Origin of the sequence: Devosia sp. (assembly GCF_028290435.1) — a bacterium.
Classification (GTDB): Bacteria; Pseudomonadota; Alphaproteobacteria; order Rhizobiales; family Devosiaceae; genus Devosia.
Map to the genome: position 1 here is coordinate 1 of NZ_JAQGJV010000038.1, position 12,677 is coordinate 12,677.

The following is a 12,677-nucleotide window of genomic DNA, read 5'->3' on the forward strand; positions in this document are numbered from 1 at the left end:
GTCGAAATCCTGCGCCCAGCCGTCGACGATTTTGACGATGGTGGGATCGGGTTCGCGGCGGATCAGGGCGACGGCCCTGGGGCCGGCGGCGCGTTCGAGCGCCGCGATTTCCTCGGCCACGGTCGCGCTAATGCCCGGCATGGAGAGGTTACGTTGCGCGCCGAGCCGGGCGGTGTCGAGCGTTGCGGCGTGGAGCAGGAAGCCGACGGCGGCGCGCGGGCTGGCAAACCAGTGGCGCACGCTATCGGCGACGGGCAGCACTGCTTCCTGCCCGTTCAGTGGTTCGCGCAGAATGCCCGAGAAAAAGCCCGAGGCCGCCTTGTTGGGCTTGCCCGGCCGCACCACGATGGTAGGCAGGCGAATGCCGACGCCGTCGAGGAAACCGCGCCGCGAATAATCGGCCAGCAGCAGCTCGCAGATCGCCTTCTGCGTGCCGTAGCTGGTCAGCGGCGTGTGGTGCTGGGTATCGGAAATGACGGCCGGGAAGGGTTGGCCGAACACCGCGATGGACGAGGTGAAGACCACGCGCGGGCAGTATTTTTCAACGGCGCCCGCATGGCGGATCGCCTCGAACAGCAGGCGGGTGCCGTCGAGGTTGATGCGATAGCCCTTTTCGAAATCGGCCTCGGCCTCGCCGGAAACGATCGCGGCCAAGTGGAAAATCACGTCGGGGCGGTCGGCAAGCAGATGCTCGGCAATGCCGCGGGACGACAGGTCTGCCGCGATGGTCTGGGTGGGGATCGCCGTATCCGGCTTCGTCGGCGCGATCACATCGGCCAGGATCATGCCCGTGATCGGCGCGTTGCCGATCGTACCCGCCTGCAACAGCGCCGTCGTCAGCTTGCGCCCGACCATTCCCGCGGCGCCGATTATCAAGACCTTCATGCGTTTCTCCCTTGCGGGCGCACATCACCATTGTTCAGGCGAAATTGTCCAGTCGACAAAAACAAAATCGGCGCCGTGAGGCGCCGATCTAGTCATTCACGTCGGCTCAGGCAGCGTGGCCCCTGCCCTTGCCGCGATGGGATCAGTTGAAGCGGTAACGCACCGAGGTGCGCAGTTCGTGGACCCAGTTATTGGCAATGCTGTAGGGGGCCGGCGCGGCGTTGTTGTCGATCGAATTGATATAGAGAGCGCGGTAGCCGATATCGGCCACAACCGCGCCGAAATCATAGCCCACGCCAACCATACCGGCTGCGGCGAAGCTCAGATTGGTATCGCGCGTATCGGCAGGACCGGGGCCCGTGGTGATGAAGTCGTTGAGCGCAACGCCGGCACCGGCGCCCACATAGCCGAAGGCACCGCCGCTGGCGCCATAGCCGCCATTACCGAAGCCGAAATCGTAATAGACGTTGGCCAGGGCCACGGTGGAGCGCAGCGACAGCTTGTGCACGCCAGGCTCAACCCCAATGGTGCCGTCTGGAACGGTGGCCTGCAGGTCTTCGTTGCCGAGATAGTCGATGGTCGCGTCAACGCGCAATCCCGTGCCGGTCTCGTAGCCAAAACCGGCGCCGACCGAGTAGCCGTAGCCATTGCCATCGATGGCAAAGACGTTGGGGGTCGCGGTGGGATGCTGGACTTCCTTGGCCCAGAGCGTATTCCAGGCCGCGCTGCCGCGCAGGTAGAACGAGCCCTGCACGCCGTAGTCGACATCGGGAACATCGATGATCGGGGGATATTCGGGGAAGTCGGCGGCAATTGCCGGCCCGCCCACCAGAGTGGCTCCTGCCACCAGAATCGCAGCTGTAAGCTTGCGCATGGAAATTCGTCCTTTGGGTTGCCACGACACCAGTCGATTGGCCCCAATATCGGGCAATTTCCTTAAAGCTCACTTAACCTAAAGCTTTAACCCTAATGGGATGCTAAATAGGTGCGAGCACCTATACTTAGCGGCCCGCGACGTTGCTGGCAGCCGTTAAAACAACCTTAATAGATGAGGCTCAGGCGACGTCCCGGATCGCCGCTTCGATCTGGCCAACGACGGTCAGCACCAGGGCCGCATCGTCAGCTTCGCCCATGACGCGGATCACCGGCTCGGTGCCGCTTTCGCGGATCACCAACCGCCCGCCCAGGCCCAGCATGGCCTGGCCATCGGCAATCGCCTGGAGCACCTGCTTGTGCTGCAGGGGCTTGCCGGATTTGAACTTCACGCTGCGCAAGAGCTGCGGCACCTTGTCGAAGCGCGCGCAGATTTCGGAGATTTCGCGGTCCTGCTGCTTGAGCACCGCCAGCAATTGCAGCGCCGCCACGAGCCCATCGCCCGTGGTGGTGAAATCGGACAGGATAATGTGGCCGGACTGTTCGCCGCCCACATTGAAGCCCTTGGAGCGCATGGCTTCGAGCACATAGCGGTCGCCCACCTGGGTGCGTTCCAGCGTCAGCCCGATCGAGCCCAGATAACGCTCGAGGCCCAGATTGGACATCACGGTGGCGACGATCCCGCCGCCAACCAGCATTTCGCGCTCCAGCCAGCTCTGGGCGATCACGGCCATGAACTGGTCGCCATCCACCACATTGCCCTTTTCGTCGATGATGATGACGCGGTCGGCGTCGCCATCGAGCGCAATGCCGATATCGGCGCGCACTTCCTTGACCTTGGCGGCAACGGCCTCGGGAGCGGTGGAGCCGACCTTTTCATTGATGTTGAAGCCATCGGGCTTGTCGCCGATGGTGAAGACCTCGGCGCCCAGCTCCCACAGCGCCACGGGAGCCACCTTGTAGGCGGCGCCATGGGCACAATCGAGCACCACGCGCAGGCCCGCCAGGTCGATGTTCCGCGGCAGCGTGCGCTTGGCATATTCAATGTAGCGCGTGCTGGCATCCTCGTCGCGATGGGCCCGGCCGATATCGCGGCCATGGGCGAGGAACTGGGTCATGTCGCTATCGATCATGGCCTCGATTTCTTCTTCCAGCTCATCGCTGAGCTTGTAACCATCGGGGCGGAACAGCTTGATGCCGTTATCGTCATAGGGATTGTGCGAGGCCGAAATCATCACGCCCAGATCGGCACGCAGCGAACGCGTCAGCATGGCGACGGCCGGCGTCGGCATCGGGCCGAGCTGGTAGACATCCATGCCCACGGCAGTGAAGCCGGCAGTCAGGGCGGTTTCGAGCATATAGCCGGAGCGGCGCGTATCCTTGCCGATCACCACGCGGTTGCGGTGGTCACCGCGCACGAAAGTCTGGCCGGCGGCCATGCCGATTTTGAGCGCCAGTTCGGGGGTGAGCTTGGAGCCATTGGCCAGCCCGCGAATCCCGTCCGTGCCGAAATACTTCCTGGCCATGTGCTGTCTCTTCCCTGCCGTGCGCGCAATACTCAGCGCGTCTGTCCCACGCGTCCGATAATACCACTTTTGGGCGGAATAGCGGAGTTTTCCAAAAAGGAAAAGGGCCGCCCGGAGGCGGCCCCTAAAACTAGACCAGACTGATTAGCTGCCCGGCTGTGGCTCGAGCCCGCCTTCCGGCGGTGCATCGGGGCGCTTCTTGCCCGATTTGCCGGCCGAGGGAACGCCCGTCGCCTTGGTCGAGGGACCGGTGTCGTCCGGACGGATCGGCTGCTGGCCGTCCATCAGGGCGCGCAACTCGTCGCCGGTCAGCGTCTCGTATTCGAGCAGGGCCTGGGCGATCGCCTCCCACTGGTCGTGGTAGGTGGTGAGGATTTCCTTGGCCGAAGCCTCGCCATCCTCGATCAGCTTACGCACTTCCTGGTCGATCAGCTTGGCGGTGTCGTCCGACATATTGTTGGACTGGGTCATCGAGTGACCGATGAACACTTCCTGCTCGCTCGACTTGTAGCGGACGCGGCCAAGCTTTTCGCTCATGCCCCATTCCATCACCATCGAACGGGCGAGCGAAGTCGCCATCTGGATATCGCCCGAAGCGCCGCTCGTCACCTTTTCAGGGCCGAACTTGATCATCTCGGCCTCGCGGCCACCGAACAGCATGGTGAGACGGGCAAGCGCCTTCTCACGGCTGAACGAATAGCTGTCGCTTTCCGGCAGTGTCATCACCATGCCAAGGGCACGGCCACGCGGGATGATCGTCGCCTTGTGGATCGGATCGATGCCCGCAACCTTCAGCGCGATGATGGCGTGACCGGCTTCATGATAGGCGGTCAGCTTCTTTTCGTCCTGCGACATGGCCATGGTGCGACGCTCGGCGCCCATCATGATCTTGTCCTTGGCGTCTTCGAACTCAGCATGGGTGACGAAGCGCTTGTTGCGCCGCGCCGCCAGCAATGCAGCTTCGTTGACGAGGTTCATCAGATCGGCGCCCGAGAAACCGGGGGTACCACGCGCCAGGGTCTTGAGATCCACATCGGGAGCCAGCGGCACCTTGCGGACGTGAACCTTGAGCACCTTTTCGCGACCCGACACGTCGGGGTTCGGCACGACGACCTGACGGTCGAAGCGACCGGGACGCAGCAGAGCCGGATCGAGAACGTCGGGACGGTTGGTCGCGGCGATCAGGATAATGCCTTCATTGGCCTCGAAGCCGTCCATCTCGACCAGCAACTGGTTGAGGGTCTGTTCGCGTTCGTCGTTACCGCCGCCGAGACCGGCGCCACGCTGGCGACCGACGGCGTCGATTTCGTCGATGAAGATAATGCAGGGTGCGTTCTTTTTGGCCTGCTCGAACATGTCGCGAACGCGAGACGCGCCGACACCGACGAACATTTCAACGAAGTCCGAACCCGAAATGGTGAAGAACGGCACATTGGCTTCGCCGGCGACCGAACGGGCCAGCAGCGTCTTACCGGTACCCGGAGGGCCGACAAGCAGCACGCCGCGTGGGATACGACCACCCAGGCGCTGGAACTTGCCCGGATCGCGCAGGAATTCGACGATTTCCTCAAGGTCCTGCTTGGCCTCGTCCACGCCGGCGACGTCCTCGAACGTCACCTTGCCATGGGTTTCGGTGAGCAGCTTGGCGCGCGACTTGCCAAAGCCCATCGCGCCGCCACGGCCACCGCCCTGCATCTGCCGTATAAAGAAGAACCAGACGCCGATGATGACGATGAAGGGCAGCCAGGAGCTGAGCAGGATCGACCAGAACGGGCTCGATTCCGGCTCGCGCGCGGTGATCGAGACGCCCTTGTCCTCAAGGCGCGTGATGATATCGGCGCCGGCCGGGAGCGTGGTTTCGAAGCGCGAACTATCGGTCATCGTGCCGGTGACGACATCATTGGTAATGATGACGCTGGTGACCTTGCCCGCATTCACGTCCGTGACGAACTGGCTATAGCTCTTGTCGGAGACGGAAGCAGTGTGGGTCGAAGACTGGAAGACCTGGAACAGGCCCATCAGCATAAAAAGTATCACCAGCCAGATGGCGAAGTTGCGGAAATTTCCGTTCATCAATCCTGTCCCGGGAGGGTCGGCGCAAATCGCCGGTTTTGGTGTGCCGAATGTATGTCCCCCATTGGGGCGTTACAAGGGCAAGCCCTGCGGCCCTTTGGGCGTCGCGTCCAGTCTTTTCATCGCTAATGGGTTAATACGCACTGAGCAGTTGGATAGTTCCGGGGCGAGCACGACAGTATCGCAGCTAAGCGAACATGGGGTCAGAAGCGGGAACCGATCGATTGGGGCCAAAGACACCCCCTCCCGGCCTCCCCCATCAAGGGGGAGGTGTCTGCCGGCGGGTGGGGCTTCGATACAGTTCCAAGAGTGGAGAGAAACCTCCCCCATGGGGGAGGTAGGAGGCGGTGTTCTCGGTTGGTCCTGACTGTTGCCCCCTCAATCGATCAGCAGCGTCACCTTGATCCGCTCATCAAACGACCAGCCGCCTAGCGACAATACTCCGCCAGCTTCATCCCGCACGATAGGCGCCGTGCGGATGGCCTCGGCGGGCGCCGTCACCTTGAAGCCCAAAAATTCCTCCAGCCGGTGGCGCGGCAGGTAATCGGCGACGCTGGCGGTCAACCCCGCCTCGCCCGAGCCGTTGACGATGAGGAAGCGCTGGTCCCAGACCAGTTCGGAATGCGGCAATAGCATCGCGTCGGGCGGCAGCGCCCTGCCCGGCTCGCGGGCCACCAGGATCGCCCCGCCACTGGTGCGCACCACGCAGCCATGCGCCGTCGCGGCCTTGGCGAGGTCGCCGGTAGCCAGCGTGTTTTGCAGCCGTTCGACCAGACCCAGCGCCCGCGGCTTCTGCCGCCCCCCCACGATGTTCAACACCCGGCCCAACAGGCGCACGGCGATTGCCGGGCTCAGCGCCGCATAATCGGCATGGTCGATCCGCGCGGCGCCAAAACCGTCCAGCGTGACCAGGGCTTCGAAATAGCTGTCGGCCATCTGGGCGATCGCCGCATCGGCCTCGCCCATGCGCTGGGCAAAGCGGGCCAGCGTCGGCGCATCCAACCCCAGCTCGGCCAGGGCCGGCATGGCATTGCGCCAGCGCACGCGCTCATAATGCGGATCAGTATTGGAGGGGTCCTGGGCCGGCGTCAGCCCGGCTTCGGCGACGACCGTTTGCAACGCGACAGGGTCCAGATCGAGCAAGGGCCGGTGCACACGCACGCCCTCGACCGTGGTCATGCTCGCCATGCCCCGGAGGCCCTCGACGCCGCTGCCATGGGCCAGCCGCATCAGCACCGTTTCAGCCTGGTCCTGGCGATGATGGGCGGTCAGCAGCACTGGCACGCCATCGGCAGCCATTGCCGCGCCCATCAGCCGGTATCGGGCAATTCTCGCCGCTTCCTGCACGCCGGATCGCGGCTTGGGGTCGCTCCAGCGCAGGCCCGTCGCCGGCATGCCCAGGCTTTGGGCCACGGACAAAACCATGGCCACTTCGTCAGCCGCTTCCGGCCTCAGGCCATGGTCGACCGAATAGACCTGCAGGCGCGGCGCCCCTTCGCGCCCGCTGGCCCAGCGCTGGGCCAGAACCATCAGCGCCAGACTATCGGCACCGCCCGACACCGCCAGCGCGATGGCAGGCAGTTCGGCGACGGCGGCGAAGATCGCCTCCAGCGCCGCAGGGTCATTGAGGTTTACGCTGGCGGGCATTCGGCCTTGGTCTTTTCCGCCGTCAACCGCGTCAGGAAGGCCGGCGTCAGATTGGTGTAGCGCTTGTCGATTTCGGCGAATGTACGACACGCCGTTTCGCGCTCCTTGGCGCCCGACAGCGACACGCCCAGCTTGAGCAGCAGGTCCGGCGCGCGTGGATTGTCCGGCGCCTTCTGGAAGGCATTAAGCAACACTTCGGCCGCCTGGTCATAGGCGGCGCGCTGGATCAGGGCCTCGCCCAACCAGTTGGAGGCGTCGGTGGCCTTGGCATTGTCGGGATAAAGATCGAGGAACTGCGTGAACTGAGTTTCCGCGAACGCGTAGTCGCCGCGCGTCATCGCCTCATAGCCGGCGTTGAATTGCGCGTCGGCATCGGCATCGCCCGTATTGGCGGCGGGCGCCTTGGGATCAAAGCTCAAATCCATCGGCGGAGCCTCCCCCACCGGCACGGCGGCGCCGGTGCCCAGCGGAATGGCCTGATCGCCATTGCCGGTGCCCACCAGCGGATCGCCGGAATTGCCCAGCGTGTCGGCCGGCGTACTGCCATCGGTGAAGCTCGGATCGATTTCTTCTTCGCCGGGCAGCGGCTTGATGCCCTGCTGGGGAATGTCGGTCAGCGGCACGGCATTGGGGTCCTGCGGCAACGCCTCGGACGGCTTGGCGCCATCAGTTTGGGTTGCCGCCTGGGGTTTTCCCGGCGCGCCGCCTTCCAGCGCCGTCAGGCGCTGCTCATTGTCCTGGCTCATGCGTTCGACCAGGGTCTGCATCTGCGTGAGCTGGAAGGTCAGCCCGTCGATCTGCCCGTTGAGCACCCGCATCTGCTCTTCGAGCTGCTGGATGCGCACCGCCAGTTGCGCCGATTCCTGGCTCTGCGCGACATGAATGCGCGCCGGCTGGGCATCGCTCATCACCACGCCGCCGATATCGGCGGGGGGCAAGGGCGAAACGCCGAACGCCAGCGAAGGGGCGGCGGCGCCGAGCATCAGCACTGACGCAAGCGCCAGCGTTCGTCCTCGGGATCGAAAGGGGTGAGCGGTCAACGGAAGGCCTCCAAAGGGTCGCCAGGGGGAGGCGACAGCATGATCTGTAGCGGCCACGCAATAAAGTCGAAATTTGGTCAAAAGAAAGCGCCGGGGCCAATTAAGGGCACCCGGCGCTCTTGCCTCCAGTTTGCACTGGATGGATTAGGCTTCCCCTTGTGAGGAAAGCCGATTTTTATTGGACGACAGTGACCGCGCGGCGGTTCTGGCTCCAGCACGAGATATCGTTGCAGATCGCCACTGGGCGTTCCTTGCCGAACGACTTGGAGGTGATGCGCTGGGCATTAACGCCACGCGACACCAGGTAATTCACCACGATCGAGGCGCGGCGGGCGCCCAACGCGATATTGTATTCGCGGGTGCCGCGTTCGTCGGCATGGCCTTCGATCATGATGCGGTAATTGGCATACTGGTTGAGCCAGGCAGCCTGCTTGTCGAGGGTCGCGGTAGCGGTCGAGGTCAGCGAGGACGAGTCGGTTTCGAAGAACACGCGGTCGCCGACCGAGACGAGGAATTCCTGCTGGCTGCCCGGAGCACCGCCACCGGGCCCGAGATTGCCGACACCGGTCATGCCAGCATTGCTATTGGGCGTACGCGAACAGGCCGCGATCGCGACGACGAAAAGCAGCATGGCGGCGGCGCGCAATGCGGTCTTGATGGGTGCGTTGATGTGCACGGGGAAGCTCCTGAAAGGCGATAATCTTAAGGACGCCATTTACCGCGCTTAATCTTAAGACCGGGTTTGCCGGTATAGTTAATTGTTGCCCTTCACGGCTGGAATGTGGCGGGAATCCGGGCTTTTTCGAGATGGTGCAGATTAGCCACAGGTGCTGATGTGGTCACGTTAAGGTTAAGTGGGGCGCAGCTTTGCGCGACGGGGCGCTCCGAGTCCACGGGGTGCGGACGTGCGGCCGCACCCCCCAAGACTAGCGGTGGATCGGCTCCTTCCGGTGCCAGTTGTCCAACTTGCGCGCGCCCCTATGCGGACGCATGGCCCATTCGATGCCGTTGCCGATGACCTTTTGCACCAGCGGATTGTGGTAGATCGGGAACGTCTCGTGGCCGGGTGAGAAGTAGAAGATGCGCCCCAGCCCGCGATAGAAGGTGAGCCCCGAACGGAACACTTCGCCGCCCTTGTACCAGCTCATGAAAACGATCTCGTCGGCGGCCGGAATATCGAAGGGCTCGCCATACATTTCCGACTGCGGAATTTCGAAGAACGGCGGAATGCCGTCGGCGATGGGATGGGCCGGATTGGTCACCCAGACGCGTTCGAGGTCGCCTTCGGGCAGTTCGCGCCAGCTGAGGTTGCAATTGGTGCCCATCATGCGGCGGAACATTTTGGAGTGATGGCCGGAGTGGAGAACCACGAGGCCCATGCCCGCCAGCACACGCTGCTGCACGCGCTCGATATATTTGTCCTGGACCTCGTCATGGGCGACATGACCCCACCAGGTCAGCACGTCGGTGCGGTCGAGCAATTCCTGGGTCAGACCCTGCTCTTCGTCATCGATGGTGCGGCGCTCGATGGTGAAATCGCGGTCGGTCAGCCCGGCGGCCAGCGCGCCATCCATCCCATCGGGATAGATCTTGGCGACCGGCGCGTCGTTCTTTTCGTGGCGGCCTTCGTTCCACATGGTCAGGCGAATAGTCACGGGGAGTCTCCGTAGATGATAGCGGGATCAGGCCGCGATGACGTTGTTGGACTGATCGAACAGGTGAAAGGCGGCGTGGTTCATGGCGAGTTGCACAGTCTCGCCGCTCTTCATGGCCAGATCGCCCTGGGCGCGGACCAATAGGGTGTCCTCGCCATTGCGAACGTTGAGATAGGTCTCGGCGCCGAGGCGCTCGACGATGGCGATGCTGGCCTGCATATCGGCCTCGCTGGCGCTCGCGACCGGGCGGATATCTTCCGGGCGAATACCCAGCGTAACCTGTTGCCCGACGACACCAGCCAGCGAGCGCCCATCCATGCTCACCATCCAGCCGGCATTGGCCTTGAAGTGTTGCGTCGAGGCATTGCCGACGATGCTGCCGGCAACCAGATTCATGCGCGGCGAGCCGATGAACCCGGCCACGAACGTATTGACCGGGTTATTGTAGAGCTCGATGGGCGTATCCCACTGCTCCACCCGACCCTTGTTGAGAACCACGATGCGCGTTGCCATGGTCATGGCCTCGACCTGATCATGCGTCACATAGACGATGGTCGGCCGCAATTCCTGATGCAGCTTCTGCAACTCGGCGCGCATCTGCACACGCAATGCCGCATCGAGATTGGACAGCGGCTCATCGAACAGAATGACGCGCGGCCGCTTGATGATGGCGCGACCGATCGCGACCCGCTGGCGCTGGCCGCCCGATAGCTCCGCCGGCCGGCGATTGAGCAGGTCCGAAAGCTGCAACAGCTCGGAAACGCGGCGGACTTCCTTGGCGATCTCCGCCTTGGGTACCTTCTTCAGATCAAGCGAGAAGCCGATATTCTGCGCCACCGTCATATGCGGATAGAGCGCATAGGACTGGAACACCATGGCGATGCCGCGCTGGTCCGGCGGCACGTCGTTGATGCGCTGGCCGTTGAGGATCAGGTCGCCGCCATCGATGGATTCAAGCCCCGCAATCATGCGCAGCAAGGTCGACTTGCCGCAGCCGCTGGGACCGACGAAGACGGAGAACTCGCCATCTTCGACCTCGATATCGACGCCTTGGATGACGCCGACTGCGCCGAAACTTTTACGAACACCGGAGAGCTGAATCATGGGAGTGGTCATGGCTTAACCTTTGACGCCGCCGGAGAAAGTCTGGACCAGGAACCGCCGCGCGAAGCTGAAGGCGATGACGGCCGGGATGAGGTAGATGGTGGCAATGGCCGCGAGCAGGCCATAGTCGATTTCGTTGATGCGCAGGAACGCGCGGAACAGCCCGATCGGCAGGGTCTGCAATTCAGGCGACGACAACAGGATCAGCGGCAAGAGGAAATCGCCCCAGGCCGACATGAAGGCGAACAGCCCGGCCGCAGCCAGCCCCGGCAACGCCAGCGGGATCAGCACGCGGCGAATGCGCTGCACCAGCGTGGCGCCATCGAGGATCGCGGCCTCCTCGTAGTCCTTGGGCACGCCGTCGAAAAACACCTTCATGATCCAGAGCGCCAGCGGCAACTGGCCAGTGGCGAGCACGATGATCAGGCCCAGATAACCATCGATAAAACCAACCATCTGCATGATGGCGCGGTAGTTCTCGCCCGCCCACGGACGCACCAGGGCGCCCATGCCGTTATTGGCGGTCAGCAGGATTTTGTAGAGCGGCACCAGCAGCGCCGTGGACGGCAGCACCCGGATCAAGAGGATGCCGTAGAGGAAGGGCTGCTTCCACCAGGCCTTGGATCGCGATAGCGCATAGCCGCCGAGCCCCGAAATGATCACCACGAGGATCGTGGCGCTGAGCACGGTGAACAGCGAATTGGCGAACCAGCGCACGCCGTTTTCTTCGGCGAAGACCCGAATGTAATTGTCGAAGGTCCAGCTATCGGGCCATTTGAGGAACAGCTGCGCATTGCTGTCGACCGAAGCCAGCGCCATCCAGATGAATGGCAAGAGGCAAAAGATCGAAATCACGATCAGCGTGACATAGGCCAAGGCCGTATAGGCGCCTTGGCGCGGAGAATTGACGCCGGCCATCAGACTTCCACCTTCAAGGATCGGACATAGGCGATGCCCAGGGCCAGCGACACCACCAGCGCCACCACCGCTCCAGCCGCGCCGTAGCCGAGCTGGAAGTTGGTGAAGGACTGGTTGTAGATATAGACGCTGATCACCTCGGTCTTGCCGCCGGGACCGCCGCGGGTCAGCGCATAGACCAGGCCAAACACCGAGATGGTCGAGACGGTCGAAATCAGCATGTAGAGGAAGATCGTCGGCGCCATCAGCGGCAGGGTGATGCGCATGAACATCTGGCGCGGATTGGCCCCATCCATGCGCGCCGCCTCATAGACTTCGGTGGGCACCGCGCTCAAGCCTGCCGTGAGCAGGATCATGGCGGTGCCGATGCCGCGCCAAGTATTGACCATGGTGACCATGAACAGCGGAAAGGTCTGCAGCCAGTCGGCCCAGGGCAGACCGAGCGCGATCAGGATCTTGCTCAGCGTGGCGTGATCGCCGCCCGCCAGCATGGAAATCCACATGAAGCCGGCGACCACTTCGGGCGCGGCGTTGGGCAACAGGATCGCGGCGCCGAACACCGAACCGCCCACAATCTTGCGCTTCAGTGCCAGCGCGGCGATGAAGCCGATGACGAACTGGCCGATAATGGCCGAGCCGACGACGAAGACGAAAGTGACGAACAGCGAATTCCAGAACCGCGCATCGGAGAACAGGCGGAAGTAATTGGCGGCGCCGACAAAGCGGGGCTTGGCAGCCGCAAGGCCGGTCAGCGCCTCATTGGTCATGCTCAGATAGACCGAATAGAGCGCCGGATAGATGATCAGCACAGCGAGGGGGATCAGCGCGGGCAATAACAGCCTCAATAGCTGCCGCTCTCTACGCTTCTGGAACGCGTCAAAGGCCATCTCTTGCCGCCTATCGGTGGATCAGGTTGAGGGATAGCGACGCCACGAGCGCCACGCTTTGTGAAGAGG

General features: G+C 63.1%; 11 protein-coding genes. All 11 read right to left on the bottom strand.

Features of this window, described 5'->3' with window-relative positions; genetic code table 11:
• Positions 1-885: D-erythronate dehydrogenase (gene denD / locus JWP26_RS09880; protein ID WP_299726556.1), on the bottom strand; the 885-nt coding region annotated here is incomplete at its 3' end.
• Between the two features lie 142 nt (positions 886-1,027).
• Positions 1,028-1,759 carry a hypothetical protein gene (locus tag JWP26_RS09885; protein ID WP_299726559.1) on the bottom strand — a complete coding sequence of 244 codons (732 nt, stop codon included), beginning with the start codon at positions 1,757-1,759 and terminating at the stop codon, positions 1,028-1,030.
• 181 nt (positions 1,760-1,940) lie between these two features.
• A complete protein-coding gene (glmM, locus tag JWP26_RS09890) occupies positions 1,941-3,284 on the bottom strand; it encodes a phosphoglucosamine mutase (protein ID WP_299726562.1) in 1,344 nt (447 codons plus the stop codon).
• 144 nt (positions 3,285-3,428) lie between these two features.
• A complete protein-coding gene (gene ftsH / locus JWP26_RS09895; RefSeq protein ID WP_299726565.1) occupies positions 3,429-5,357 on the bottom strand; it encodes an ATP-dependent zinc metalloprotease FtsH in 1,929 nt (642 codons plus the stop codon).
• Positions 5,358-5,735: 378 nt separating this feature from the next.
• Entirely contained in the window at positions 5,736-7,004 is a 1,269-nt protein-coding gene (gene tilS / locus JWP26_RS09900; protein WP_299726568.1) for a tRNA lysidine(34) synthetase TilS, read from the bottom strand.
• Positions 6,989-7,987, bottom strand: coding sequence for a tol-pal system protein YbgF (gene ybgF, locus JWP26_RS09905; protein WP_299726718.1), 999 nt, complete (start codon positions 7,985-7,987; stop codon positions 6,989-6,991). The genes tilS and ybgF overlap by 16 nt, the downstream gene beginning before the upstream one ends.
• Positions 7,988-8,219: 232 nt before the next feature.
• On the bottom strand, positions 8,220-8,675 hold the full coding sequence (gene pal, locus JWP26_RS09910) for a peptidoglycan-associated lipoprotein Pal (RefSeq protein ID WP_299726721.1): 456 nt from the start codon (positions 8,673-8,675) through the stop codon (positions 8,220-8,222).
• 295 nt (positions 8,676-8,970) lie between these two features.
• Entirely contained in the window at positions 8,971-9,699 is a 729-nt protein-coding gene (locus JWP26_RS09915) for a ThuA domain-containing protein (RefSeq protein WP_299726571.1), read from the bottom strand.
• A 27-nt stretch (positions 9,700-9,726) separates the two neighbouring features.
• On the bottom strand, positions 9,727-10,803 hold the full coding sequence (locus JWP26_RS09920) for an ABC transporter ATP-binding protein (protein ID WP_299726724.1): 1,077 nt from the start codon (positions 10,801-10,803) through the stop codon (positions 9,727-9,729).
• Positions 10,804-10,818: 15 nt separating this feature from the next.
• Positions 10,819-11,721, bottom strand: coding sequence for a carbohydrate ABC transporter permease (locus JWP26_RS09925; RefSeq protein WP_299726574.1), 903 nt, complete (start codon positions 11,719-11,721; stop codon positions 10,819-10,821).
• Positions 11,721-12,608: a carbohydrate ABC transporter permease gene (locus tag JWP26_RS09930; protein WP_367184105.1), complete on the bottom strand. Its 888-nt coding sequence runs from the start codon at positions 12,606-12,608 to the stop codon at positions 11,721-11,723. The genes JWP26_RS09925 and JWP26_RS09930 overlap by 1 nt, the downstream gene beginning before the upstream one ends.
• Between the last annotated feature and the right edge of the window lie 69 nt (positions 12,609-12,677).

What these genes read in the sequence shown, in the direction of transcription:
- JWP26_RS09885 (WP_299726559.1), bottom strand. Translation starts at nt 1,759, where the DNA reads ATGCGCAAGCTTACAGCTGCGATTCTGGTGGCAGGAGCCACTCTGGTG.
- glmM (WP_299726562.1), bottom strand. Translation starts at nt 3,284, where the DNA reads ATGGCCAGGAAGTATTTCGGCACGGACGGGATTCGCGGGCTGGCCAAT.
- ftsH (WP_299726565.1), bottom strand. Translation starts at nt 5,357, where the DNA reads ATGAACGGAAATTTCCGCAACTTCGCCATCTGGCTGGTGATACTTTTT.
- tilS (WP_299726568.1), bottom strand. Translation starts at nt 7,004, where the DNA reads ATGCCCGCCAGCGTAAACCTCAATGACCCTGCGGCGCTGGAGGCGATC.
- ybgF (WP_299726718.1), bottom strand. Translation starts at nt 7,987, where the DNA reads ATGCTCGGCGCCGCCGCCCCTTCGCTGGCGTTCGGCGTTTCGCCCTTG.
- pal (WP_299726721.1), bottom strand. Translation starts at nt 8,675, where the DNA reads ATGCTGCTTTTCGTCGTCGCGATCGCGGCCTGTTCGCGTACGCCCAAT.
- JWP26_RS09920 (WP_299726724.1), bottom strand. Translation starts at nt 10,803, where the DNA reads ATGATTCAGCTCTCCGGTGTTCGTAAAAGTTTCGGCGCAGTCGGCGTC.
- JWP26_RS09925 (WP_299726574.1), bottom strand. Translation starts at nt 11,721, where the DNA reads ATGGCCGGCGTCAATTCTCCGCGCCAAGGCGCCTATACGGCCTTGGCC.
- JWP26_RS09930 (WP_367184105.1), bottom strand. Translation starts at nt 12,608, where the DNA reads ATGGCCTTTGACGCGTTCCAGAAGCGTAGAGAGCGGCAGCTATTGAGG.